This is a genomic window from Aureibaculum luteum (genome assembly GCF_003449015.1).
GTDB classification, from domain to species: domain Bacteria; phylum Bacteroidota; class Bacteroidia; order Flavobacteriales; family Flavobacteriaceae; genus Aureibaculum; species Aureibaculum luteum.
Genome location: NZ_QRGD01000004.1, coordinates 348,812 through 375,671, shown reverse-complemented (window position 1 = coordinate 375,671; position 26,860 = coordinate 348,812). Strand labels below are relative to the sequence as shown.

At 31.0% G+C, this 26,860-nt stretch carries 26 protein-coding genes; 13 read left to right on the top strand and 13 right to left on the bottom strand.

Annotated elements, in window-relative coordinates; all coding sequences use genetic code 11:
- Positions 1-93: 93 nt before the first annotated feature.
- The 5 genes from D3P13_RS12290 to D3P13_RS12270 all read right to left on the bottom strand — a co-directional run bounded on the left by D3P13_RS12290 (position 94) and on the right by D3P13_RS12270 (position 3,664).
- Complete coding sequence (locus D3P13_RS12290) at positions 94-726, bottom strand: nitroreductase family protein (protein WP_117882804.1); 633 nt, start codon at positions 724-726, stop codon at positions 94-96.
- A 4-nt stretch (positions 727-730) separates the two neighbouring features.
- On the bottom strand, positions 731-1,585 hold the full coding sequence (gene hchA, locus D3P13_RS12285) for a glyoxalase III HchA (RefSeq protein WP_117882801.1): 855 nt from the start codon (positions 1,583-1,585) through the stop codon (positions 731-733).
- A gap of 75 nt (positions 1,586-1,660) precedes the next feature.
- Entirely contained in the window at positions 1,661-2,236 is a 576-nt protein-coding gene (locus D3P13_RS12280) for a Crp/Fnr family transcriptional regulator (RefSeq protein WP_117882799.1), read from the bottom strand.
- A gap of 131 nt (positions 2,237-2,367) precedes the next feature.
- Complete coding sequence (locus D3P13_RS12275) at positions 2,368-2,979, bottom strand: hypothetical protein (RefSeq protein ID WP_117882797.1); 612 nt, start codon at positions 2,977-2,979, stop codon at positions 2,368-2,370.
- A 175-nt stretch (positions 2,980-3,154) separates the two neighbouring features.
- A complete protein-coding gene (locus tag D3P13_RS12270; protein WP_117882795.1) occupies positions 3,155-3,664 on the bottom strand; it encodes a YceI family protein in 510 nt (169 codons plus the stop codon).
- Between the two features lie 205 nt (positions 3,665-3,869).
- Between D3P13_RS12270 and D3P13_RS12265 the strand changes: the two genes are divergently transcribed.
- On the top strand, positions 3,870-4,586 hold the full coding sequence (locus tag D3P13_RS12265) for a hypothetical protein (RefSeq protein WP_117882792.1): 717 nt from the start codon (positions 3,870-3,872) through the stop codon (positions 4,584-4,586).
- A gap of 1,180 nt (positions 4,587-5,766) precedes the next feature.
- On the opposite strand, the gene D3P13_RS12255 is transcribed toward D3P13_RS12265, so the two are convergent.
- Entirely contained in the window at positions 5,767-7,092 is a 1,326-nt protein-coding gene (locus D3P13_RS12255) for a sulfatase-like hydrolase/transferase (RefSeq protein ID WP_117882788.1), read from the bottom strand.
- A 169-nt stretch (positions 7,093-7,261) separates the two neighbouring features.
- Between D3P13_RS12255 and D3P13_RS22225 the strand changes: the two genes are divergently transcribed.
- The 6 genes from D3P13_RS22225 (at position 7,262) to D3P13_RS12225 (ending at position 11,552) form a co-directional block, all read left to right on the top strand.
- On the top strand, positions 7,262-8,260 hold the full coding sequence (locus tag D3P13_RS22225; RefSeq protein WP_232829179.1) for a DUF2141 domain-containing protein: 999 nt from the start codon (positions 7,262-7,264) through the stop codon (positions 8,258-8,260).
- Between the two features lie 80 nt (positions 8,261-8,340).
- Positions 8,341-9,669: a 2TM domain-containing protein gene (locus tag D3P13_RS12245; RefSeq protein ID WP_117882786.1), complete on the top strand. Its 1,329-nt coding sequence runs from the start codon at positions 8,341-8,343 to the stop codon at positions 9,667-9,669.
- 30 nt (positions 9,670-9,699) lie between these two features.
- Positions 9,700-10,014 carry a 2TM domain-containing protein gene (locus D3P13_RS12240; RefSeq protein ID WP_117882784.1) on the top strand — a complete coding sequence of 105 codons (315 nt, stop codon included), beginning with the start codon at positions 9,700-9,702 and terminating at the stop codon, positions 10,012-10,014.
- Between the two features lie 11 nt (positions 10,015-10,025).
- The gene (locus tag D3P13_RS12235) at positions 10,026-10,370 is read left to right on the top strand and encodes a 2TM domain-containing protein (RefSeq protein WP_157972908.1); all 345 of its coding nucleotides are present in this window, start codon (positions 10,026-10,028) and stop codon (positions 10,368-10,370) included.
- A 12-nt stretch (positions 10,371-10,382) separates the two neighbouring features.
- Positions 10,383-10,718 (top strand): 2TM domain-containing protein, encoded by a 336-nt coding sequence (locus tag D3P13_RS12230; RefSeq protein ID WP_117882780.1) that lies wholly within the window; start codon positions 10,383-10,385, stop codon positions 10,716-10,718.
- A gap of 78 nt (positions 10,719-10,796) precedes the next feature.
- Positions 10,797-11,552 carry a LytR/AlgR family response regulator transcription factor gene (locus D3P13_RS12225; RefSeq protein ID WP_117882778.1) on the top strand — a complete coding sequence of 252 codons (756 nt, stop codon included), beginning with the start codon at positions 10,797-10,799 and terminating at the stop codon, positions 11,550-11,552.
- A gap of 8 nt (positions 11,553-11,560) precedes the next feature.
- Here D3P13_RS12225 and D3P13_RS12220 read toward each other — a convergent pair whose 3' ends face one another.
- Both D3P13_RS12220 and thrA read right to left on the bottom strand, forming a co-directional pair.
- Positions 11,561-12,484, bottom strand: coding sequence for a homoserine kinase (locus tag D3P13_RS12220; protein WP_117882776.1), 924 nt, complete (start codon positions 12,482-12,484; stop codon positions 11,561-11,563).
- Positions 12,485-12,486: 2 nt separating this feature from the next.
- Positions 12,487-14,931: a bifunctional aspartate kinase/homoserine dehydrogenase I gene (thrA, locus tag D3P13_RS12215; protein ID WP_117882774.1), complete on the bottom strand. Its 2,445-nt coding sequence runs from the start codon at positions 14,929-14,931 to the stop codon at positions 12,487-12,489.
- A gap of 342 nt (positions 14,932-15,273) precedes the next feature.
- Here thrA and D3P13_RS12210 point away from each other — a divergent pair, with 342 nt between their 5' ends.
- Positions 15,274-16,911 carry an aminopeptidase P N-terminal domain-containing protein gene (locus D3P13_RS12210; protein WP_117882846.1) on the top strand — a complete coding sequence of 546 codons (1,638 nt, stop codon included), beginning with the start codon at positions 15,274-15,276 and terminating at the stop codon, positions 16,909-16,911.
- Positions 16,912-17,115: 204 nt separating this feature from the next.
- Here D3P13_RS12210 and D3P13_RS12200 read toward each other — a convergent pair whose 3' ends face one another.
- From D3P13_RS12200 to D3P13_RS12180, 5 genes are all read right to left on the bottom strand, one after another.
- Positions 17,116-17,673, bottom strand: a complete 558-nt coding sequence (locus D3P13_RS12200; RefSeq protein WP_117882772.1) for a hypothetical protein — start codon at positions 17,671-17,673, stop codon at positions 17,116-17,118.
- Positions 17,674-17,817: 144 nt separating this feature from the next.
- Positions 17,818-19,026, bottom strand: coding sequence for a diaminopimelate decarboxylase (gene lysA / locus D3P13_RS12195; RefSeq protein WP_117882770.1), 1,209 nt, complete (start codon positions 19,024-19,026; stop codon positions 17,818-17,820).
- A 78-nt stretch (positions 19,027-19,104) separates the two neighbouring features.
- Positions 19,105-20,343: a peptidase T gene (gene pepT, locus D3P13_RS12190; protein WP_117882768.1), complete on the bottom strand. Its 1,239-nt coding sequence runs from the start codon at positions 20,341-20,343 to the stop codon at positions 19,105-19,107.
- A 41-nt stretch (positions 20,344-20,384) separates the two neighbouring features.
- Complete coding sequence (locus D3P13_RS12185) at positions 20,385-20,942, bottom strand: hypothetical protein (RefSeq protein ID WP_117882766.1); 558 nt, start codon at positions 20,940-20,942, stop codon at positions 20,385-20,387.
- 21 nt (positions 20,943-20,963) lie between these two features.
- A complete protein-coding gene (locus D3P13_RS12180; RefSeq protein WP_117882764.1) occupies positions 20,964-22,010 on the bottom strand; it encodes a WD40/YVTN/BNR-like repeat-containing protein in 1,047 nt (348 codons plus the stop codon).
- A 66-nt stretch (positions 22,011-22,076) separates the two neighbouring features.
- Here D3P13_RS12180 and D3P13_RS12175 point away from each other — a divergent pair, with 66 nt between their 5' ends.
- The 5 genes from D3P13_RS12175 (at position 22,077) to hisC (ending at position 26,858) form a co-directional block, all read left to right on the top strand.
- Positions 22,077-22,985 (top strand): patatin-like phospholipase family protein, encoded by a 909-nt coding sequence (locus tag D3P13_RS12175; protein ID WP_117882762.1) that lies wholly within the window; start codon positions 22,077-22,079, stop codon positions 22,983-22,985.
- A 259-nt stretch (positions 22,986-23,244) separates the two neighbouring features.
- On the top strand, positions 23,245-24,102 hold the full coding sequence (hisG, locus tag D3P13_RS12170; protein WP_117882760.1) for an ATP phosphoribosyltransferase: 858 nt from the start codon (positions 23,245-23,247) through the stop codon (positions 24,100-24,102).
- The gene (locus tag D3P13_RS12165; RefSeq protein WP_117882758.1) at positions 24,103-24,540 is read left to right on the top strand and encodes a GNAT family N-acetyltransferase; all 438 of its coding nucleotides are present in this window, start codon (positions 24,103-24,105) and stop codon (positions 24,538-24,540) included.
- On the top strand, positions 24,533-25,822 hold the full coding sequence (gene hisD, locus D3P13_RS12160; RefSeq protein WP_117882756.1) for a histidinol dehydrogenase: 1,290 nt from the start codon (positions 24,533-24,535) through the stop codon (positions 25,820-25,822). Before D3P13_RS12165 ends, hisD begins: the two co-directional genes overlap by 8 nt.
- Entirely contained in the window at positions 25,815-26,858 is a 1,044-nt protein-coding gene (gene hisC, locus D3P13_RS12155) for a histidinol-phosphate transaminase (protein WP_117882754.1), read from the top strand. Before hisD ends, hisC begins: the two co-directional genes overlap by 8 nt.
- Positions 26,859-26,860: the final 2 nt, after the last annotated feature.

Sequence of the window (26,860 nt, the reverse complement as noted above, 5' to 3'; positions counted from 1 at the left end):
GCCGTATACGAGACCCGTATGTACGGTGGTGTGAGGGGTGCACTCCGTCAATTATTGGCGGAGCCATCCACTCGATTGTAAGTAGTTTTTTATCTAATCAATTACTGTAATTAAATCTTCTCTACTTTTTCTTACTTTTTTTAGACTGACTAACCAATCGTTTTTAGTATCTCTATAACCTATTGGCAACATTACACAGCTTCTTAATCCTTTTTCTCTCAACCCTAGAATTTTATCCAAAGCTGAAGGGTCAAATCCTTCTAATGGAGTAGCATCTACTTGCTCAAACGCTGCAGCTGCAATCGCTTGTGAAAAAGCAATATATGCTTGTTTTGCTGCATGATTAAAGTTTTCTTCAGCATCCTTTTGTGGGTAACTACCTAATAACATTTGACGGTAGTTTTCCCAACCTTCATTTTTAAACCCTCTAACCGTATTAGTTAAATCAAACATCTTGTTTATTCGATCTTCTGTGTACGTGTCCCAAGCTGCAAATACTAGTAAATGCGAACAATCAGTTATTACGGATTGGTTCCATGCAATAGGTTTGATTTCTTCTTTTACTTTCTGATTCGTAATTACAAAGACCTCAAAAGGTTGCAATCCGCTCGATGTTGGAGCAAGTGATATCGCTTCAATAATATTATCTACTTTTTCTTGAGGTACTTTTTTGCCGTTCATTGCTTTTGCAGCATAACGCCAATTTAATTTATCTAATAATTCCATATATTTATTTTAATTCTTTTAATAAAGTTTCTGCTGCTAGTTTTCCTAAATTATTTGAAGCCAAGGGGCTTGCTCCCGTAATTAATTTTCTATCTACGCATACTGTTTTGTCCATTTTTGTATTCATCAAATTAACTCCCAAACTTTTTAATTTTTCACTTAAACCCCAAGGCATTTGTCCTGGTAAATATCCCATCATAGGCGATTGTTTATCTACGGAATCAGGAAATACAGCTATGTTGTATCCTTCATATAAAAATTTCTGGTTATTAAGTGTTGTTGTTAATAATGAACCTGGTCCATGACATAGTGTAATGGTAAACAAATCGTTTTGATGTGCCCAATTCAATATTTTACCAACGTTTTTATCTTCTGGAATACCCAACATAGCTCCATGTCCTCCGGGAACAAAAACTGCTGCATAAGATGCCGAATCTGTTAATGAATTATCTACAAAATCTTGTAACTTACTAGGCTTTTCAAAATTAGATTTGTAGTCATTATAGATGGCTTTCACATGTTCATCTTTTTCGGGAAAAGCCCACATTTCGAACACGACTGGCTTCCCAGTTGGTGTAGCTATTTCAAATTCAAAACCTGCATTTTTTAAATGTAACATGGGCAATAAGGCCTCCACAGGATGATTTCCTGTAGAAAACAATTTACCATTTTTCATTTTTAAGTTTTTTTGTTCTGTGAAAATTACTAAGATTTTAGATTTCTTACCTTGATATTTAGTGTATGAAATTTTTTCATAATCTGTTTTATCAACCGTACCTAATTTAATGGCTAATTTTGATGGGCTAAACGAACCATCTGACTCTAATTTGGGAGCAATTCCTAATATTTTTTTAAGCATAATTTTTTGTATTTATTAATTTAATACAAAACTAGAATACTGTTGCCTCAAAAAAATAACCCTATGGTAAGAAAACTAGTTTTTTGCTCTCTCAACTCTTATACGGCTTAAGCTTTGTTGTGTAATACCTAAATAAGATGCAATGTGATAGTTTGGCGTGTACTGCTCAATGTCCTTGTATTGCTCTACGAATAAGTCGTATCTCTCTCTAGCAGTTAATTGTAATTGATTTAAAATTCTTTTATGGAGACTCACCACATGCTGTTCTAAATTTTTTCTTTGAAAAGCTTCAAATTCAGGAAATTGAGCATATATATTGTTTAATTTAGATGCGTTAAATTCAATCACTTTAGATTCTTTAATACACTCTACTGTTAGTTTTGCAAGTTCATTGTTATAGATGGCAATAAAATCGCTTATCCACCAGTCTTTAATTGCAAACTGTAAGGTGTGTTCTTTACCACTTTTATCGGTGCAAAAAGACCTTAAACATCCATCTGAAACAAAATATGTTTTCTTTACAGTTTGTCCTTGTCGGATTAAAACTTCTCCTTTTGAAATAGTTTTTTCTTTCGATATGGAATAAAGAAATTCTTCCGCTTCCGAAGTTAGATCTAGACTGCTTTTTATTTTATTGATAAAATGTTCCAATTTATTTTAATGGTTTGTCTAATTACTTACAACGTCAGTGTATAATTACTATGAACCATACATCTCAAATATAAGAAATATAGTTAATTGTTTATTTATATTTTATCTCAGTTATGTGTTAGGCGTTAGTGTTAATATTTTTCATTCCTCCAATTTTGATCATTCAATGTCATATAATGTATTGCTATTACCAATTTAGTTTTTAGTTTAGTAATTTTAAATAATTCATAATTTTCAGCCATTTCAGCAAACATAGAAGGTGATAAGCCTGCAGAGACATTATAACTTTCATCATATTTTTTAATTTCTATATTTTCTTTTCCATATTCGTTTAAAAAATTTCTATATTTTCCTTCGTAATTTAATTCAAGATTTTTCAAAGTATCTTTTCTTTCATTAAGTGGTAAATTTTTTTGAAAAACCCATATTTCGTTGAAAGTATTATTATCAATTTTGCTATATAATTTTCGCTGTTTTTCAAAGTTTAGATTAGAATTGAAAGTGCCAGTTTTTTCAAATTGTGTAATAATTTCTAAGCAATAATTAAGATAACATTCATTTATGTTCCCATAATTTGAATTACAAATTTCATTATTAAAAAAGTCCAAAATATGTTGTAAGTCTTTAATTTCTGATTTATTAAATGTTTCATTAATTAAATTATCAGTACTTAAAGTACTGTTACTTTCAGAAAAGCAACTTGTTAAGAAAAAAGCAATTAAGATGTAGGTTATTTTTTTCATTTTGGAATTTAGTCCCAACATTTTTGTATAAAACAGTAGTTGATTATAACACTCTAATTTTCGGATAACAATATACTTAATTAAATACAAAACGGTTTGAGTAGAGACTCAAACCGTTATTGCTTTTATAGCTTATTACAGTAAATTAATAACCACAAAGTTTATATTCTAAATCTTAGACTTGTTTTATGAATTGTGCATCAATTACTATTTTCACCTTATCAGAAACGACTATATTCCCTGCCTCCGTAACTGCATTCCAAGTTAGATTATAATCCTTTCTATTGATGTCTCCACTTATTTCAAAACCTGCTTTTGTTTGTCCATAAGGGTCAACCGCTATACCATTAAAATCAACATCTAATTGAACTACTTTAGTAACATCTTTTATAGTTAAATCCCCAATTAATTGTTGTCCGTCAAATGATTTAGAAATAAATTTCATTTCTGGAAATTTTTCCGAATTGAAAAAATCATCAGATTTAAGATGTGTATCTCTATCTTTATTTTTTGTGTTTATAGAATTTATTTTAGCATTAAATTCTACAGATGCGTTTTCGAAGCTTTCATCATTTGTATTAATAGTTGCATCAAAATTTTCAAAATAACCTGTTACTGTTGAAATCATCATATGTTTTACTTTGAATGTAATTTCTGAATGTGTGTTATCTATTTTCCAATTCATTTTATTATATTTTATATGTTAATAATTTATTTAATACAAAATAACTTAGAAAAAAAAATCTGTGCATTGATGTATGGTAAGAAATTATGCTTTAAAATATTTTTAAGCCAATTCTTTCAGAATGCGACTAAGAATATAAAATGGACTTAATTATTTAATGGTTTATACTGTTTGTTTTATTAATTTGCATCTATAATTCTTCTTTATGTATTATTACATTATTGTCGCTTTACAAATTTTTTGTATTTATCATTTACTTAAAAATAAAAACCAATATTATTGGATTTTTATTATTCTTTTTGTTCCTATATTAGGTAGCATCGTTTACTTAATAACGCAGGTATATAACAAACGTGATGCTGAATTAATTACTGATGGAATAACTGCAATTATCAATCCCACCAAAAAAGTAAAAGACTTACAAGCAAAACTGGAATTTTCTGATACTTTTCAAAATAAAATAGATTTAGCAGACGCCTATTTTGAAATAAACGACTTTGAAAATGCTATTATACAGTATGAATCAGCATTGGAAGGTAGATTTCAAAATGACTTTTATACGCAAAAGCAATTGGTTAAAGCATATGATAAGGTGGACAATTATAAAAAAGTGATAATGTATGCAGAAAATATTGAAAGTCATGGTGAATTTAAAAAGTCGAATACACAATTTTTATATGGAAAGGCTTTGGTAAAAGCAGGTCGGTTTTATGAAGCAGAACCAGAGTTAGAACAAATTAATAGTAGTTTTGCCAATTATGAAGAGCGTTTGGCTTATGCCAAATTATTACTTGATAATGGAAAACAAGCTAAAGGAATGGATATTTTAAACGAGTTGTCATCAGAGTCTAAACATATTGTAAAACAAAATTTACGGAAGTATAGAGCCACCTTTGCTGAAGTAGAAAAACTCCGTAACTAAGAGATAAGTATTTAATGCTCTGGTTTTATAGTTACATCCATATTGAAATCTATTTTATGCATGTATTTCACGCAATGGTCATGTTTTTCATTTGAATAAATCAATTTTTGGAACCATAAAATTCGGTAAAATTTCACTCAAATAAAAATACTTATTGAATAGCTTAATATTTTCTGATGTCATCGATTTATACATATTTGGAGAAGTTCCCCAATTTTCTATATTTCTACAAAACACTCCTATTAATCTCTCACTGAAATTTTCTTTATTAGCTTTTCTCCAATCTTTCACAAACCTTTTAATATAGCGATTTACATAATTCTTGTGATAACCTGCTATTACTTTCAATCCATCTTCTAATGGAATTATATGTATAAAACCCTGTTCGTAAGGTTTATTAGGATTGGTAGAACCAAAAGAAAAGGTTTTAGGAGGACTAAATATTGCAGAAGCATAAACTTCAAATTTAGGTAACTCAAAATACTCAAAATGAAAATTGTCTTTTGGATTTTCAATTTCAGATTCAATTAATTTTTTAAAAATATTTAAATCATTAATTCCATATTGAGTTCCAGTTACAAATGCTTCTTGATTTTCTCTTTTGTGAAATTTTATTTCTTTTGAATTTAAAATCTTTGTAAAAATATCAATTAAAATTTCCTTTTTTCTACTTTATGCTAAAGTAACTCTACAACTCAGAAGTAATTGTGCTTTATAATCATTAAACTCTAAAGGAGATGTTTCAATTGATTTGAAAATCTCACTATCGTGTTTACTGCAAAATAATGGTATTGAAAATGCTTTTTTGAGACCAATTTTTACAAACTCCGCTATTTCACCACTATCAGTCCATTTATATGGATCTTTTAATTTTCGCTCAATTAAATGCCCTTGATTAGAAATGTTCTTTAAAATTCCATTTCTCTGAAGTAGGTGTGAATTTATATCAGAATCAATACACTCATCGACGATTCAAATCCTTATTTTTTTATTTTCATCTTCAGTTATTTTAGAAATAAATTTACGATTTGAATTCATTAAATTCAGTTTTTCTCGTAATTACACCCAACAAGTGGATATGAAATCGTTTTAATTTTTTATATCTAATATTAAACGAAGGTCGTTTTTTATGGAGAAAGTTATGCCAAGAATTAATTCTTAAAAAAACAAAATTTTAATATCATTCGTTTTTAAGCCAAATTGGATGCTTTTTTAACTCACTTTCTAGCGTTGTTTTTATTGTATTTTCATTCACCGTCAATGAATCAATTGCCAATGGCATCTTTTCTAACTTATCATTATTTAAATTAAAAAACTTTCCATCTGGGTATAATTTATAGTCAACAGTTCTTACAAATTGATTTCTATATCGATTTACATTTTGACCCCATTTAGGGTCATAATGAACAAAAGCGGTTTTTCTTCCATTATATTCCTTTCCTGTCAATAAAGGGTAGAAACTTTTTCCATCAGCTGTTACTTTTTTTGCAACAATGTCTGAGAATGTGGCAAAAAAGTCGCTAAACTCAATGAGTTCTTTGGATACCTGTCCTTTTTTAATCTCTTTAGGCCAAGATATAATTAGCGGTACATGTGTACCGGCATCTATGGTATTGCCTTTTGCACCTTGTATAATTGTATTCTTTGTCTTGGTAAAAATTGTAGGATGGTTGCCATTATCACCTGTAAAAATAACAATCGTGTTATCATCTATGTCCAGTTCTTTGAGCTTATCTACTATATTTCCTACTATTTTATCTGTATATACAACCATATCTTTGAAATAAGTAGTGTCGTTTTTGTACCGTTTATCTTTATCATTCCACGCTTCAGAATCAGGTGTGGGCACAAACGGATCATGAACCAATACCATAGGATAATATATGAAGAAGGGCTTGTCTTTTTTTCTTTCTATAAAATCTAATATATAATTAGAAAATAGGTCAGGACCGTAATTTACCTCTTCTGTTGTAAGAATTTTTCCATTTTGTTCAATTAAGGGGTTGGCATACCTACCACCTTCATTTCCTTTTTTTGTCAATTGCCACAAACAATATTCTTCAAAGCCAAATTTATTAGGTTTGGTATTGTCATTCCAATCCGTAATTTTGTCTTTATAATTCAATCCGTTTAATTGCCATTTTCCAGCTATGCAGGTTGAGTATCCCGCATCTTGCATCAAATTACCAAAGGTATATTGGTCCGAAGCCAAATGTCCGAAAAAATCATAATTACGATAATTATAGAGCCCAGTCATTATTTTAACTCTTGATGGTGTACATAAAGGTTGAGAGACACAATTATCAAATCGAATACCTTCTGAAGCCATTTTATCAAGAACAGGCGTGTTATATTCCGAATTACCGTAGGTGCTTAAAGATTCGTAACCCATGTCATCCGCCATAATAAGAATAATGTTAGGTTTTTTCTTTACATTATTTGTCACACTGCAAGAAAATAGAGTAATACTTAAGGCAATTACAATTATTAATGACCGCTTATTCATAATTAATGATTTTGATTTGCTTTAGGATTTGAGTTAATACCTTCTTTTTATTAATTCAACTAATTTAACAATTCATCCTTAAAAAAATACAATTGGGTCATTACTTTTTTTAAACACCTTTCTTTTTATGGACTTTTGAAGGGTAATTAATAACTAAAAACAAATAATCATGATCAGACTCGTAACAGTACTCGTAATTTTCTTAGTAAGTCAAGTAATAACATCACAAACAAAATTTGAACAAGGCATGCAAAAAGCGTACATGCTAATGTCAGAAAATAAAAATGATGAAGCCGCCAATACTTTTGAACGGATCGCTCAAGTAGAAACCGAAAATTGGTTACCCTATTATAATTTAGCCTTATTAAAAGCCAGAACTACTTTTGAAATGAAAGACAAAAAAAAGGTAGCTACCCATTTAAAGGCTGCTGCAGAATTTGCTGATAAAGCAGCTGCTATTTCACCAGATAATTCAGAAATTTATGTGTTAAAAGCATTTATTAATGTGGCTAAAATTGTAATGGACCCTATGACATATGGTGCAAGTTTAACACCAGAAACAACTGGTTTCTATCAAAAAGCCATTGCATTAGATAAAATTAACCCAAGAGCACAAAGTGGTTTGGTAGAATTTGAAATGGGCGGAGCTCAGTTCTTTAATCAAGATTTAAGTCCGTACTGTAAACGATTAAAAGCAACGGTTGCTATGTATGATAATTTTAAACCTAAATCTAAATTTCATCCAAACTGGGGTAAAGATAGAGTGTTAGAAGTACTAAAAACATGTGGAAGTACCGAAGAAAGTACTAATGAAGTTGAAGGGATAACCCTTACTGTAAAAGTGCCAAATGTTACTAGTGATAAAGGTGTATTACGTTTTGCATTATATAACAAAGCTACTTTTATGAAAGCTCCATTAGATGGGCAAATAAGTTCCATAAAAGAAGGTGTAGCCTCAATTGAGTTAAAAAATGTAGCTCCAGGCGAATATGCTATTATTTGTTATCACGATAGTAATAATAACGATACACTTGATTATGATGAAAACGGAATGCCAAAAGAAGATTGGGGTATGTCTAATAATCCTGTTTTAATGGGACCTCCCACTTTTGATATTGCTAAATTTACAGTTGAAAATAAATCATTAGATTTAACTATTAAATTTTAAGAAGGTGCCAACTACGAACAGTATTCTTATAAAAGTGACTTGGCAACAGTAAAAACAGGGATTAATTAGAAAGATAAAAAATGTCTGAATATAGAAAAGTAATATTTATTGGGTTTATAATTGGTGTTCTGATAATGGTTATTGATATGATCTTTAGAGTATTATCAGGGTATTCAATTACTTTTAATAATCAACTATTAATTGCCTTCGGATATTATCAAATGTATTCTATAATATTAACTTTTGTAAATTCAAGTTTCTTTGGGTATTTGAATAAGATTGAGTGGAAAAAATATGGCCGATATAGGATGCTAATTGGCAGTCTAGGAGGTGTTGTGTTGACAATGATTGCCATTGTTTTTTTGAGAATGTTTCAAGAAATGGCTGTAAAAGGAGAGGGGTTTACAGAATTTTATACGGAAGAGTTAAGTAATGGTAAGTTTTATTTTACTTGTATTATCATTACTGTTGTAGCAAGCATTTTTTTTCATGCGGTTTATTTTTATCAAAAATCACAAAAGGAAAAAGTAACAGAACAGAAAATTATTGCAGGTACCGCTTCAGCTCAATTCGATGCCTTAAAAAACCAATTGGATCCGCATTTTTTATTCAATAGTTTAAATGTATTAACGAGTTTAATTGATGAAAACCCTGATGCCGCTCAAGACTTTACAACGGCATTGTCAAAGGTGTATCGCTATGTGTTAGAACAAAAGAATAAAGAGCTTATAAGTGTAGATGAAGAATTAAAATTTGCTAAAACCTATGTGAGCTTATTAAAAATGCGATTTGAAGATAGTATTGTGTTTAGCGTTCCGGAGAAGGCGAGTAATCCTGAAGCTAAAGTAGTACCATTAGCATTGCAATTGTTACTAGAAAATGCAGTAAAACACAATGTTGTAAATTCTAAGAATCCGTTAACTATAAAAATTTACGAAGAAGGTGGGCAATTGGTAGTTGAAAATAATTTACAGATTAAAGAAGTATTAAAAAAGAGTAGTGGAGTAGGGTTAACAAATATTCAACAGCGGTATCAATTGATATCAGATCGTAAAGTGAGTATAAATAAAACAGAGGATGTTTTTATTGTAAAATTACCCATGTTAACAAAACAAATTTCAGTTATGCAAACACAAGAAAATTATATAGAAGATAAACGCTATTTAAAAGCAAAAGAAAAGGTAGAAAAAATTAAGGGATTTTATAGTAATGTAATTTCTTATGTTATCATAATTCCTTGTTTAGCGTATCTTAATTATAGAACTACAAGTTTTCCATGGGTTGTTTTTCCAACGCTTGGTTGGGGGTTTGGACTTGTAATGCACGGTATGGAAGCTTATGGTTATAATCCGCTTTTAGGTAAAGATTGGGAAGATCGCAAGATTAGAGAATTTATGAATAAAGATTAATATAAATTACATAAATAAAAATTAACTAGTATGGAAAATTTAGATAACGAAAATAAATATATAAAAGCGAAAGAACGAGTAGAAAGAATTAAAAAATTTTATGGGCATTTACTTTCCTATTTAATATTTATAGGGTTTTTAGCAGGGTTAAATTATTATACCGATGGTTGGAGATATCCTTGGTTTTTATGGGCTGCCTTTGGTTGGGGTATTGGTTTATTCTTTCATGCTCTCAAAGCTCTTGATTGGAACCCATTTATGGGGAAAGATTGGGAAGAACGAAAAATTAAAGAATATATGGATAGGGATAATAAAGAGTACAAAAAGACCCAACATTGGGAGTAAAATTTATTATGATGAAAAAATATATAAATTCAACAAAATATGAAGATGCACTGGAGCATGTAACTAGGTTGAGAGAGTTTTATCAGCAGGTTTTTGTTTACATTATTTTTGTTATTGTTTGTCTTAATTTTAAAAATAATATTATAGTGTTTGTACGAACACATACTGATAATGTGGATAATAATTTTTTAAGTTGGTTAAACATAAACATAATATTGGTACCCGTTTTATGGGGCATAGCAATACTTGTTTATGGGCTGTACCTCAGTAAATTTAAACCGTCACTTCTCAAAAAATGGGAAGAGAAAAAGTTAAAAAAATTTATGGATGAACAAACCATAAGTGGTTTTCATTAAAAATATATAAGCATGGAATCAGAACACAGAAACAATAGAAAATATAGACAGGCAAAACAACGCGTTAAAGAATTGAAAGGTTTTTATTGGCATTTTGCAATTTATATGTTGGTAAATTTATTTATAACAGTTAATAAAGTGATTAGAAACTACTATAATGGAGAATCTTTAAATGAAGCTATTTGGAATTTTGACACATTCTCAGTTTGGTTTTTTTGGGGAATAGGAATCTTTTTTCATGGAATGCATGTTTTTGGTTATCCACTAATTTTAGGTAAAAATTGGGAAGAACAGAAGATCAAAAAAATTATGGAAGAAGAAGAGAATCGATCAAAACGGTATAAATAAAAAAACATATTAAATATCTAAAGTTATATACTATACTTTTATTAAGCATTAACTAATTTAATTATTTTAAAAAATTTCATGAACGTAATTATAATAGAAGACGAAAAACCAGCGGCAAGAAGATTAGATAGAATGTTGCAAAAAATTGGTGTCACAGCCATGGCTATGTTACATTCTGTAGAAGAATCTTTAACGTGGTTTAATGAAAATGAACATCCTGATCTTATTTTCTTAGATATTCAATTGTCTGATGGTTTGTCGTTTGAAATTTTTGAAAACATAGATATTAATAGTGCTATTATTTTTACCACAGCCTATGATGAATATGCATTACAAGCTTTTAAATTGAATAGTATTGACTATTTATTAAAGCCAATTGATACGGATGATTTGGAAAATGCATACACAAAATTTAAAGAACGAATCCCCACAAAACAAAAAGTGGCCATTGACTTTGATGATATAAAAAAGTTATTGGTTAATCCGTTAGAACGTGAATACAAAAAACGTTTTACCATCAAGGTCGGACAACATTTAAAAATGGTTTCTATTGATACTATTGAATGTTTTTATAGTGAGAATAAAGGAACATATATCCATACCAAAGAAGGTAGAGATTATTTAATAGATTTAACCTTAGATCAATTAGAACAAGAACTAGAACCGCAAACCTTTTTTAGAACCAGTCGTAAGTTCTATGTGAATGTAAATGCGATTAAAGACATAATATCATATACAAATTCACGCCTTCAAATCAAACTAAACACGTACAAACAACAAGATATTATTGTAAGTAGAGAACGTGTAAGAGATTTTAAAGATTGGTTGGAATAAAATATCAATTAGTTGATAATAGTAACGCCGCTTAAATTTACTTTTGAAACGTGAATATTAAAATCAATAGTTGTGTTTTGATATATGTTCCGCATAGATTCGGCTACTTTTTTAGCAATTTGTTCTCCTTTAGATAACGCAAAAATTGTTGGACCAGACCCTGAAATTCCAACACCTAAAGCTCCGGCTTTTAAGCCTTCTGTTTTAATAGCATCAAAATGAGGGATTAATTTTTTGCGAAAAGGTTCCGCAATTACATCTTCTAATGAGCGACTAATCAACTCATAATCATCTGTGTACAATCCGCTAATTAAACCCGCTAAGTTGGCACTTTGCTTTACAGCATTGGCAACGGTTACCGTTGAGTGTATTGCATTACGAGCATCTTCTGTTTTGATTTCTATTTGTGGATGAATAACGGTGGCCCATAATTCTTTTGGTACAGGTAATTTTACAATCTCTAACGGTTCATAGCTTTTTACCAATATAAAGCCACCATAAATAGCCGCGGCAACATTGTCGGCTATCGGAGATCCACAGGCTGCTTTTTCTCCTAAGCGAGCAAATTCTGTAAGTTCTAAATTGGTAAATGGTTTTCCTAATAATTCGTTCACGCCAAAAGCAGCACCTGCTGAGCTTGATGCACTGCTGCCCAATCCGCTACCTGGTTTTACTTTTTTGAAAAGTTGTATGTCTATTCCGAAATCAGGTTTGGCTTCATCTATCATTGCCCAAGCCACAACACTAGCCGCATTTTTACGACTATCATAAGTTAATTCAGCTCCTTCAATTTTACTTATGGTAACCCCTTTTTCGACCGTTTTTGTAAAGATCATTTCATCACCAACAGCATTTATTGCAAATCCTAAGGCATCAAATCCACAGGACACATTAGCAACGGTTGCGGGAGCAAATATTTTGATTGAGTTCATAATTAATTATTTGCAATTTTAATAATATCTGCAAAAAGTCCTGAAGCTGTAACGTCTGCACCAGCACCAGCACCTTTAATAATCATGGGTTGTTCTGGATATCTTTTTGTATAAAACATTACGATATTATCCTTGCCTTCTAAATTGTAAAAAGGATGTCCTACTGGTATTTCCTTTAAACCTACTTTAGCCTTACCGTTAATAAGCTCAGCTACATACTTTAACTGACATTTGTTACTGTTCGCTGATTTTAATAACGCTTTAAAGTGATCAGCATCGGTTTTTAATGAATTGTAAAAGTCATCAACACTATCAGCTTTGTGATTATTCTCCGTAAGGAATGAATCATTTTCAATATCTTCTAAGTTGATTTTTATACCACTTTCTCTTGCTAAAATCAGTATTTTTCGAGCAACATCAACACCACTTAAATCAATTCTAGGGTCTGGTTCTGTATAGCCTTCTAATTGTGCTTGTTTAACCACATCATAAAATTCAGTTTTAGTGTTAAAGTTGTTAAAGATGAAATTTAAACTTCCAGATAAAACCGCTTGAATTTTATGTACTTGATCTCCTGAAGTAATTAAATTATTTAAGGTATCTATAATAGGTAAACCTGCACCAACATTCGTTTCAAATAAATAAGGCACGTCATATGATCGTGATAATTCTTTAAGCTCTTTGTACTTTTTATAAGTAGCAGAGCTCGCAATTTTATTGCAGGCAACAACAGCTGTACTGTTTTTTAAATACTTAGCATACATATCAGCCACTTTTGCATTCGCTGTAATATCTACAAAAACGCTATTTCTAAGGTTTAATGCTTTTACTTGTTCAAGAAAACTATCTAACGAAGCTGGTAAGCCCTTATTTATCTGTTCTTTCCATGAAGATAGGTTTATGCCTTCTTCATCAAAAATCATTTGTCTTGAATTTGACAAACCAACAATTCTGATATTAATGTTTAAATTATTTAACAAAAATTCATGCTGTTGTTCTATTTGCTCAATCAGTTTAGCACCCACATTACCAACACCTGTAATAAATAAATTAAGTTGCTTGTTATTGTTTTTAAAGAAACTTTCATGTAGACTATTTAATGCTTTTTTGACATCTTTAGCCGCAATTACTGCCGAAATGTTCTTTTCAGAAGCACCTTGTGCAATGGCTCTTATGTTCACATTATTCTTACCTAAAGTACCAAACATTCTTCCGCTAATACCTTGGTGACTTTTCATATGATCGCCAACAATAGCTATAATAGATAAGTTTTTTTCTATCTGTAAGGGTTTGATTTTATTTTTTAAAATTTCGAATTCAAAAGTGCTATCAATAGCAATTTTGGCCAAATTAGCATTACTATCATCAATACCTATACAAATAGAATGCTCAGATGATGCTTGCGTAATTAACTTCACGTTAATTTTTTCAGTAGCTAATGTTTCAAATAATCGTTTTGAAAATCCCGGAATACCTACCATTCCAGATCCTTCTAAAGTAATTAATGTTACATCATCAATATGACTAATTCCTTTTACAGGATTTTTTTTGTCTTTACTGGTTTTTGTAATAAGTGTACCTGCGTCTTCTGGTTTTAATGTGTTTTTTATAAGAATAGGTATTTCCTTTTTTAAAACCGGGTGAATCGTTGGAGGGTATATAACTTTGGCTCCAAAGTGCGATAATTCCATTGCTTCTTCATAAGAAATTTGCTCTATAGGCATGGCCTGAGCAACAACATTAGGATTTGCTGTAAACATTCCACTTACATCAGTCCATATTTCTAATACATCTACATCAAGTGCTGAAGCTACAATAGCGGCAGTGTAATCAGAACCACCACGACCTAGTACTGTGGTGTCTCCATTTTCTGCAGAAGAAATAAAGCCAGGTAAAACAGTAACTTTCGCTTTATTTGATTTAAAATAATCTTGAATTTGACGATTCGAAACTTCAAAATTTACTGAAGCATTTGTATAATTTGTATTGGTTAAAATCAGTTCTCTAGTATCTTTTCGTTCCGCATCAATATGATTCACTTGTAATACTTTTGCAATTACAAATGAGGATAATAGTTCACCATGACTAACAATATTAGCTTCGCTTTTTGCTGAAAGTTCGCTTATTAATGAAATACTATCTAATATAGATTTAAGATCCGTAAGTTTTTGATTTACAAATTTTAAAACTTCATTTTTATCCTTCTCTGTAAATAAATCTAAAATTATCTGATTGTGTATTGTTTTAATATCTTCAATAACAGAAGTGTATGCTGTTTTTTTGATAGATGCAAGCTGAGCAGCTTCTAGCAATAAATTGGTGACTTTTGCAAATGCAGAAACAACAATAATTTGTTTTTCTTCTTGGTTAGCTTTTACAATTTCAATTATTTTATTAATATTTTTTGATGAACCTACTGATGTTCCTCCAAATTTTAAAACTTTCATAAATAGTGGATTACTGATAAATAATTATTTTATGGTTATTCTTTAATAGACCAAATAATACGGATGTGTAAGAATGATTAACCCCAAAGGGTGAAAACTGAAGTAAATGCATTAAAAATCGTACTTTTTATGCGTGTAGTTGTGTTGGTATGTAATGTTCTTAATTGCACACTTCAAATGTACTAGATATTGTTTTAATAACAATCTATGTTTAATGTTTTATTGTGTTTTTTATTAATTATTGATGAATCCGTAATTTTTTTTTGCAAATAATTATAATTTATGACTTTCATTGAAAGGAATATAATTGTACTTTTGATTTATAACCAATTATTACATATAATGAAATCCCTACTAACTTGTTTGTTTGCTTTACTTCTTTTTCAATTCAGTTTTGGACAAGATGATCAATTACCAACTGATTACTTGTCTAAAGAATTTCATAAAGAAAGAAGAGCTGCATTACGACAAAAAATGCCAAAAAACAGTGTTGCCGTATTATTTGCTAACCCTGTTCGGAATAGAGCAAATGATGTAGAGTATATATATCATCAAGATCCCAATTTCTATTATTTAACTGGTTATAAAGAACCTCATGCTGTTTTATTGATTTTTTCAGAAAATCAGACGGATGGAGATACTACATATAACGAAGCAATTTATGTACAAGAAAAAGATCCTAGAGCAGAACAGTGGACAGGTAAAAGGTTGGGCGTAACTGGTGTTAAAGAACAGTTAGGGTTTAATAAAGTGTTTAACGGAAGTGAGTTTAGTACTGCAACCTATGATTTTGAAAAATTCAGTAAAGTATTAATTGTTGATTTTAATGATGATTATAGAGATTCAGGTAAAAATAAGGCCGACTTATATGATTTAGTACAACAGTTTAAAGAAAAGGCAAAATATGATAAAAGTTTATTGTCAAATCCTACAACCGACAGAATATATGAAGTAATAAAAGCAACGGGAATAGAAAACAGTGCAAATGTGGCTCAAGATTTAGGTCGGTATATGGATTATTATCCAGAATTAAAGGAAGATGAATTGATCAATGGATATCATAATGCGGCGAATGATGAGCTCAGAAATGAATTTAAACAAAAAATAAGCTTAAAATTAGAAGCTCCACCTAAAACGAATATTGATATCAGTAGTTTAAATGATTTTATGGGAGCCTTACGAGAAAAAAAGCAACCCGAAGAAATGAAGTTGTTAAAAAAAGCGGTTGAAATATCAGCTATAGGACAAAGAGAAATTATGAAGGCAATGCACCCTAATATGTCGGAAGCTGAAATTCAAGGAGTGCATGAATTTGTATATAAAAAGTATGGTGCAGAATACGAAGGGTATCCATCTATTGTTGGAGGTGGTCATAATGGCTGTATTCTACATTATATAGAGAATAGTAAAACAAAAGTAGGTAATGATTTGGTATTGATGGATTTGGGAGCAGAATATAGAGGCTATACAGCCGATGTAACTAGAACAATTCCAGCAAATGGTAAGTTTTCAACGGAACAAAGAGCCATTTATGATATTGTTTATGATGCCCAAGAAGCGGGTATCGCTTTGGTAAAAACAGGAAGTACTTTTGCAACATCTCATGAAGCTACACGAAAAATAGTGAATGCAGGTTTGTTGAAATTAGGCATTATTAAAACCATCGATGAGAAACATAATTATTATCCACATGGCTCATCGCATCATATTGGTTTAGACGTACACGATGCGGGTAGTCAAGGTGAATTTAAATTAGATATGGTAGTGACCGTTGAACCGGGAATCTATATTCCTGAAAATAGTCCATGTGATAAAAAATGGTGGGGTATTGCCGTCCGCATCGAAGATGATATTTTAGTGACTGAAAAGGGGCCTGTAAATTTATCAGCCGCTGCACCAAGAAAAGCAGATGAAATTGAAATGTTAATGAAAGAAACGAGTGTATTAAACAGTTTTAACTTACCAAAGTTAGATGAATAACTTTTTTAACTTGTAAATAGAACAATAAAAGAAGCCTAAAGAATAATAAAGTTAAATTGGATAGGGAAGCAGATGAAACAACAACTGGACCTACCAGTATGATGTTAACTGACCCTGATGGTAATCACATTCTTATAGACCAACATGTTTGATACATAACTCTAAAATGTTTTAAACCCTCTCAAGGTTGAAATCTAAGTATTCTTAAAAGCGATACCCAATTCGTAAATGTAAATTAATGGCAGTACCACTTTCATTACTAGAATATCCATTTTGTTTATAAAATTCTTTGTAATATCCAATTCCAAGCCCAGTTTCATAGTTAAAATGTTTTCCTAAATTTCTTCGAATTCCCCATGTTGGGACTATTTGTAGCGTTGGAATAATAGATACATTTTCATGATTTGAAATTATAAATAAATCAGGATTAAAACTTGTTTTTATGGAGATGAAATTACCACTATTACCGTCAATTCTTTTTGACTTTTTAACACGCTTTTCTAAGTTATAGTAAAATCTAGGTTCTATAACAATAACAGGGACTAAAACGAAATTGTAATACACATTACTTTGCCAAAATCCAAAATCTAGTCCTAGTTCACCTCTGAGAGCAAATTTATCTGACAATTTAGTTTCCCCATGAAAATAGAGACCTAAAAACCCTGTTTGTACACCAAATACTTTGTTTTCAACTGAAGCATTTTGAGATTTAACACTAAAAGAAAGTAAAACCAAGACCGTGGCAACTATAATTTTTTTCATAGATGAATTTGTGTTGAGTTTGTAAACGAAATAGGTAACAACAATAATACCTAATATCTTAGAATGGTTCTAAATTAAATAACCCTGAAAGGACTTGAATTCATTTCAGGGTTATTTATGTAGTATTAAGTAAATATTTTGAATCTAAAAATTCAAATCTAAATTTTGTCCTTTCAGTAAATCTTCAATTGTTTCTCGTTCACGTATTAGATAATCTTTACCATCTTTCACTAAAACTTCTGCAGGTCTATAACGAGAATTGTAATTGGAAGCCATTGAAAAACAATACGCTCCTGCATTACTAAAACTCAAAATGTCACCTTCAGTTATTTCAGTAATTCTTCGGTTGGCACCCAAGGTGTCGGTCTCACAGATGTAACCAACAACCGTATAAAAACGTTCTTTTCCTTTTGGGTTAGAAATGTTTTCTATATGATGATAAGAATCATAAAACATCGGTCTTATCAAGTGATTCAATCCGCTATCTACACCTGCAAAAACAGTTGAAGTAGTTTGTTTTACAACATTTACATGAACTAATAGTTTACCTGCTTCACTTACTAAAAATTTACCAGGTTCAAACATAATCGTTAGCTCTCTACCATAACTTTTACAAAACTCATTAAAACGTTTACTGAGTTTTTTACCTAACTCTTCAATATCTGTAGAGATGTCGTTTTCTTTATAAGGAACTTTAAAACCACTTCCGAAATCAATAGATTCTAAGTCTTTAAATGATTCAGCCGCAGTAAAAAGAATTTCAGTTGCTCTTAAAAAGGCATCTACATCATAAATGTCAGAGCCGGTGTGCATATGTATTCCATTAATTCGCATACCCGTATTTTCTACCACACGTAGAATTAACGGTAATTGATGTACAGAAATACCAAATTTAGAATCGATGTGACCTACAGAAATTTTTGAATTTCCACCTGCCATAACGTGCGGGTTGATACGGATACAAACAGGTGTCTCTGGATATTTTTGTCCAAATTGCTCTAAAATAGAAATATTATCGATGTTAATATGAACTCCTAAATCTTTAGCTTGTTCAATTTCTTCTAAAGAAACACCATTGGGTGTAAAAATAATATCTTCTGGTGCAAAACCAGCTTTCAACCCTAATTGGACTTCTTGAACAGAAACGGTGTCAATTCCAGAATCTAATTGCTTAAAAACTTTTAATACATTAATGTTAGAAAGTGCTTTAACTGCATAATTTATTTTCAGATTTTTAACTCCTGAAAAGGCTTTAGTCATACGCTCATATTGCGAGATGATTTTGTCAGCATCGTAAACATATAAAGGTGTATCGTATTTTTTAGCAAGCGATAATAATAATTTTCTATCCATGATTGAAATTTAGAAGCGGTAAAAATAAGGAACTAATTAAAAGGATTTAACTTTTGTTTGAATAAATACAAAATTAACTTATTTGTTCAGTTCTCTCGTTGCTGTAATCTCAGCAATTTTCACAATTACTTCAACTGCTTTTTCCATAGATTCTGCAGGAACATACTCATAACGTCCATGAAAATTATGTCCACCTGCAAATATATTAGGGCAGGGTAGTCCTTTATACGATAATTGAGAACCATCGGTACCTCCACGGATGGCCTTAATTAATGGTATTACACCAACAGCCTTCATAGCTTCTTCGGCAATATCAACAATATGCATTACAGGTACTACTTTTTCCTTCATATTATAATACTGATCTGTAATTTCAACATGAACTAAATCTTTGCCTAGTTTGGCATTAAGATCATCTGCTACTTTTTGAAAAATAGCTTTCCTTTTGTTGAATAATTCCATATCATGGTCACGTATAATATAGCCTAATTCTGTTTTTTCAACTTCACCATTCAAGGTATGTAAATGATAGAATCCTTCATAACCTTCTGTTCTTTCTGGCACTTCATCTTTAGGTAGAGCGGCAATAAACTCATTTGCAATGAGCATTGAATTAATCATTTTTCCCTTAGCATAACCGGGATGAACAATCTTTCCAGTTATAATAACCTTCGCACCAGCAGCGTTAAAATTTTCATATTCAAGTTCTCCAATTTGGCTACCATCTAGGGTATAAGCCCATTCGGCTCCAAATTTATCTACATCAAAAAGATGTGCTCCTTTGCCAACTTCTTCATCAGGAGTAAAGCCAATTCTAATTTCGCCATGTTTTATTTCAGGATGTTGAATGAGGTATTCCATTGCGGTTATAATTTCTGTAATACCAGCTTTATCATCAGCACCTAATAGGGTAGAACCATCAGTTGTAATTAGTGTCTGTCCTTTGTATTGTAATAAATCATCAAAATAATCTGGAGATAAAATGATTTTTTCTTCTTGGTTTAAAACAATGTCTTTTCCATCATAATTCTTATGAATTTGTGGATTAACATTCGTTCCACTATAATCTGGACTCGTATCTATATGAGAAATAAAACCTATAGTTGGCACCTCATGATCAACATTACTTGGCAGCGTTGCCATGATATAGCAATGATCATCTAAAGTAACATCTTGTAAGCCAATCTTCTTTAAATCATCCACCAAAACGTTGGCCAAGTCCCATTGTTTTTCTGTACTTGGAAAGGCTTCGTTTTCAGGATCAGATTGTGTGTCAATGGTAACGTATTTTATAAATCTATCTATAATGTGTTGCATGCTATTATTGTTTATTATTAAGAAACGAGTACTTAAAAAGACTATTCAATAAGTTTAAGGTTGTCAAAAAGATCTATTGATTTACATATTCTTTCATCAACTAAACTGTCGCCATAAACTTTTGAAGTTAAGGTAATATATTCATCAATATTTGTTTTTAAATATACCTGTAATAATTTGTGATTAATTCCCGAACGAGATCCTTCCGATAGGTTAAAGTACATTGGTTTCTCCTTGAATTCTCCAAAACCAGATTTGACCATTTTTAGTTTCTCTTTGAATTGTAACGTATCATTTATTTTTTTTGCAAAAGACTCATCTAAAGTCAGTTCTCCTTGTTTCCAAGAAATTTCTACGACAAAAGAATCTGTAAATTGTTTTGAAGTATCGGCTGAATAAATATCTGAAGAATATTCATCATAATAAAGGGTCGTTTTCCAGCTTTTAGGAATCTCAATTTTAAAATGTTTTAAAAAATCGCGATACTCTTTCATTTCTAAATTTTCAATACCAGTATCGCAATTAAATTGCTTCTTTAAGGAATTACTTTGGCAACTAACCAAACCTATGGCCAAAACTATAATTATTAATTTTTTCATTTTTATTATTGAGTTGATTTACTATTTATTTAAAATGAGCTTTCCTATCTTATTATTTCCAGCCAACCATGCGAAATTCTTATTTACAAATCGGATCGTATAATAAGCATCGTCACTTACTTTTTTCCAAGTGGCTCCACTATCATTAGAAAAGGAAATACCAGTGGTGCCTACAGCAAATATTTCTTGTCCATTTGTGTCTGGAACATATTGCACACAGCTTTTATAACCAGGTTCCAAACCTTCGGCCACTAATTGCCAAGATTTACCGCCATCCTTTGTAACGGCTTTATTACCTTTATTATTATCTTTATTATTCCAATCGCCTCCAAATATAATTCCGTTTTTCGTATCATAAAAATCGATACTATAAATTCCTGTCATGTCATCTCCTTGAATAATTGGTGTTTCGTAAGCTTTCCAATTTTTTCCCATATCAGGAGAATGAAAGACTCTGGCTGATTTTCCTCCAGTAACTAACCATACATTTTTTCCTTGGATTGCGATGTTGCTATTACTTGCGGCAAAAGCAGCTTCGCCTTCATTAATTTTTGGTAAGACATCACATGGTAGTTTTTGCCAAGATTTACCCCCATTATTAGTTAGAATAACAGATAAGCAATCTTCCGTTGGGTCACCCATAGCAATACCATTATTTTCATCAAAAAAGGCCATGGCATCATAAAAAACTTTCGGATGATTTTCTGAATAAACAATTTCTAAATCACCTTCGTCATATTTGTACAAAAGAGCAGGGTTACCTACGCTTAGCATAAAAATATGTTCTGAATTAGAGGCTATAGCTCTGAAATGAGGAACAATAGTATCATAAAAAACCTTTTTATCTTTAATATTTTGATTTGTAGGTAACATTAAACCCAAATAACCATCAGAAGTAGCGTAAAAGAGACTAGAATCTTTCATTGGATAAATTGCTCTTATACTTGAACTATCAATAGTTATTTCTTCGATAGTGATCTTTTCAATAGCTCTAGGGATAATTGTTTTTTTACAGGAAAATATTAAAAAGGTAGTAATAAATAGAAAAATAAATAATTTCAATTTCATATAAATGTGTTAGTTTTATCAAAAGTAAAATTTTAAATTAAAACAGCTAAGAATTATAGTATAAATATGAGAGCATTAGTAATTTCAGGAGGAGGGAGTAAAGGGGCATTTGCAGGTGGCGTTGCTGAATATCTTATAGATGAAAAAAACAATAAATACGATTTATTTTTAGGTACATCAACCGGTAGCTTAATGGTATCGCACTTAGCATTAGGAAAACTATATGAGCTTAAAGCGATTTATACGACTATTAATCAACGAAAAATTTTCAGCAATAATCCTTTTGTCGTAAAAACTGTTGATGGAGAAAAAGTGGTTTCCATTAATCATTTAAATACAGTGTGGAATTTTATTAATGGACGGCGGACTTTTGGTGAAAGTAAAAACTTAAGAAAATTAATAAAAAAGTATGTAACTGAATCTTATTTTGATCGCATAAAAGCATCAGAAAAGGATGTGGTAGTAACTGTATCAAACTTAACCAAAAATGTAGTTGAATATAAAGCTATTCAAGATTGTAGCTACCTCGATTTTTGTGATTGGATTTGGGCATCTTGTAACTATGTGCCATTTATGAGTTTATTGCGTAAAAATGGAAGCGAATATGCCGATGGAGGCTTTGGTTCTTTAGTTCCTATCAGAGAAGCTATTTTGAGAGGAGCAACTGAAATTGATGTAATTATTTTAGAAACCGAAGTAAGCCAACTCAATAGAATTCCTTCAAAAAATCCCTTTTCATTAATTACTCATGTGGTTCAATTTATGATGGATCAAGTAGAAAGACATAATGTAACTATAGGTAAATTACAGGCTGCACATGATAATGTGAAGCTTAATTTATATTATACGCCAACCGTTTTAACTACAAATTCATTAGTGTTCAATAAAAAGTTAATGGCCAAATGGTGGCACTACGGTTATACTTATGCTAAAAAACAACATCAGGTAGAAATGAATAAGTTAAAGGAAGGATAAGTTATTGAACAATCGTTATATAAGTATTTCAGAAACCAGAAAAAAAAATCTTAAAAAATTTGCATTATAAAAAATTTATCCATTAAATTTGTGCTTCAATAATATAAAAAATGACTTTAAATCACATCCATCATCATTTCCATACTGGCTTTCAGGCGAGGTGAGTTGTTGTGTTTTAAATCTAAAATCATATAAACCCGTTTGAATAGTTCAAGCGGGTTTTTTATTTGTTTGCACTATCGAACCTAATTTTAAATAAATGAATAAATTAAAAATTGCCATTCAAAAATCAGGCAGATTAAATGAAGAGTCATTAGAATTGCTTAAAAATTGTGGTATTTCCATAGATAATGGAAAAGATCAGTTAAAAGCTTTTGCAAGAAATTTTCCTATTGAAGTTTTGTATCTAAGAAATGGAGATATACCTCAGTATCTTAGAGATGGTGTTGTAGATGCTGCCATAATAGGAGAAAACACGTTAATTGAAAAAGGAAACGACTTACCCATAGTTGAAAAATTAGGTTTTTCGAAATGTAAAGTTTCTATTGCTGTGCCTAAATCAGTTGAATACGGTTCAATTAAGGATTTAGAAGGTAAGAGAATTGCAACCTCATATCCAAATACGGTCAATCAGTTTTTAGATAAAAAAGGCGTAAAATCAGAGCTACATGTTATTAATGGTTCTGTAGAGATTGCTCCAAATATTGGGTTGGCTGATGCCATTGTCGATATTGTTTCAAGTGGAAGTACCTTATTTAAAAATAACTTAAAAGAAGTTGAAGTCTTATTAAAAAGTGAGGCTGTTTTAACGGTTTCACCTTCATTATCTGATGAAAAGCAAAGTATATTAAATAAACTTCAATTTAGAATTCAATCGGTTCTTAAAGCGAGAAATAGTAAATATGTGTTGTTAAATGCTCCAAACGATAAGGTAGCCGACATTATAAAAATACTGCCAGGAATGAAAAGCCCAACAGTTTTGCCTTTGGCAGAAGCAGGTTGGAGTTCAATACATACCGTAATTAATAAAGATAGATTTTGGGATGTAATTGATGAATTAAAGTTGAATGGAGCAGAAGGGATTTTAGTGTGCCCAATTGAAAAAATGGTTTTATAAATGGATTCACCTTATCAAATCAAATTTATAGCTGATGAGGATATTTTTACAATTATTCCTTATTTAAGACGGCTAGATGATAGAATAAGTGTTGAGGTTTTAAAAGAAAGGCTCCCAGAAATGCTAAAGCATCATTATAAATGTGCTGGAGTCTATGAAGAAGATAGATTGATTGGAATTTGTGGTGTATGGGTGTTGTTCAAGTATTATATTGGTAAACATTTAGAAGCTGATAATGTTATGATTCATCCAGATTATAGAGGAAAAGAAATTGGCCCATTACTTTTAGATTGGGTTAATGATTATGGCAAATCAATTGGTTGTGTTGCCACAGAATTAAATAGTTATATTGGTAACAATAGAGGAAATAAATTTTGGGAAAACTATGGTTGTCAAAAGCTAGGTTTCCATTTTAGAAAGACATATACAAATGAATAAAATATACAACCCGGAAAAAGACAGTTGGTCAACGATATTATCGAGACCTACACAGACTGTGGAAGATATTGAAGCAACGGTGTTAGAAATTTTCAATGAGGTAAAACAGAAAGGTGATGTTGCCATTGAAAAATACACCAATCTTTTTGATGGTATAGAGTTAAAGAATATACAAGTTTCTGCAACTGAAATTTCTGAAAAAGGGAAACCCATTGACGAGAGTTTAAAACAAGCCATTCTTTTGGCTAAGAAGAACATAGAAAAATTCCATAAAGCACAAAAAACATCAAAAATTGAAGTTGAGACTGCTGTTGGTGTCAATTGTTGGCAAGAAAAACGCCCTATTCAAAAAGTAGGAATTTACATTCCAGGAGGTACTGCTCCGTTGTTTTCAACGGTATTAATGTTGGCTATTCCTGCTAAATTGGCTGGTTGCTCAGAAATTGTTTTGTGTTCTCCTCCTGATAAGGAAGGAAATATAAATCCAGCAATTTTATATGCCGCTGAACTTTGTGGGGTTACTAAGGTTTATAAAGTTGGTGGGATTCAGGCTATTGCCGGAATGACTTTTGGTACCGAAACGATACCGCAAGTGTTTAAAATTTTTGGCCCTGGTAATCAATTCGTAACCGTTGCTAAGCAATTAGCAACAAAATATGGTGTAGCTATTGATATGCCAGCAGGACCATCTGAATTGTTAATAGTAGCTGATGATACAGCAAATGCAAGTTTTGTGGCTTCAGATTTATTGAGTCAGGCTGAACATGGTTCCGATAGTCAAGTAATTCTAGTTTCTACCTCTAAATCTTTGATAGATAAAGTGGAAACAGAAATAGAATTACAAATAAATGATCTGCCTAGAAAAACTATGGCTCAGAAAGCGATAGATAATTCCAAATTAATTTATGTTGATAATGATGCTATTGCCTTAAATTTAATCAATCAATATGGACCGGAACATTTTATTATTTGTACTAAAAATGAAGATTTTTATATAGATGGTATACAAAATGCAGGTTCTGTTTTTATAGGGAACTATACACCTGAGAGTGCTGGAGATTATGCTTCGGGTACTAATCATACCTTACCTACTAATGGTTATGCTAAGCAATATAGTGGTGTAAATTTAGATAGCTTTTTAAAGAGTATGACTTTTCAAAAAGTGACGAAAATAGGAATTAAGAATATAGGCAATGCCATAGAAATAATGGCTAGTGCCGAAGGTTTACAAGCTCATAAAAATGCAGTTACATTGCGGTTAAATAGTTTAAAAGATGAATAATTTTAATCTAAATAGTTTAATTCGTCCAAATGTTAAGGCGTTAAAACCGTATTCATCAGCACGTGATGAATTTAAGAATTTTGATCAGGATATGGTCTTTTTAGATGCGAATGAAAATCCTTTTGAAAATGGTGTAAATCGTTATCCGGATCCGCAACAAAGGACTGTGAAAAAAATATTAGCAGAACAAAAAGGTGTTCAACTAGAGAATATTTTGTTAGGTAATGGGAGTGATGAAGTTTTAGATCTCATTTATCGAGCTTTTTGTGAGCCCAAAGAAGATAATGTAATTACATTACCACCAACATATGGCATGTACGGAGTTTTGGCTAATATTAATAATGTTGAGAATAAGGAAGTGTTGCTAGTAAATGACTTTCAGCCGGATGTTGATGCAATTTTGGAGGCAGTTGACAAGCACACAAAGTTGTTGTTTATATGTTCACCAAATAACCCTTCGGGTAATACTTTTGATGCTGTAATTATTGAAAATTTACTAAAATCATTTAATGGTTTGGTAGTCATTGATGAAGCATATGTCGATTTTTCATCAGAAGAAAGTTGGTTGAATAAACTTCAGAATTATCCAAATTTAATAGTTACACAAACACTATCTAAGGCGTATGGTATGGCAGGAATACGACTGGGAATTTGTTATGCTTCTTCAGAAATTATTGCAGTAGTAAACAAAATTAAACCACCATATAATGTTAATGAATTAACGCAACAGCGAGCAATTAAAAGGTTGGATGATACTGAAAACGTTAAAAATGAAATCAGCATAATTACAACTGGAAAGAGTAAGTTACTTAAAGAATTACTTGAGGTGGGTTTTGTAGATACTATTTATCCCACAGATAGTAATTTTGTGTTAGTGAAAGTAGACAATGCGGATAAAAGGTATGCACAATTATTAGAAAAGGGAATTGTAGTTAGAAATAGATCAAGTCAACCATTATGTGAAAATTGTTTACGATTTACTATTGGTACAGAACAAGAAAATAAAAAATTGATAAAAGCATTAAAAGAAATATAATT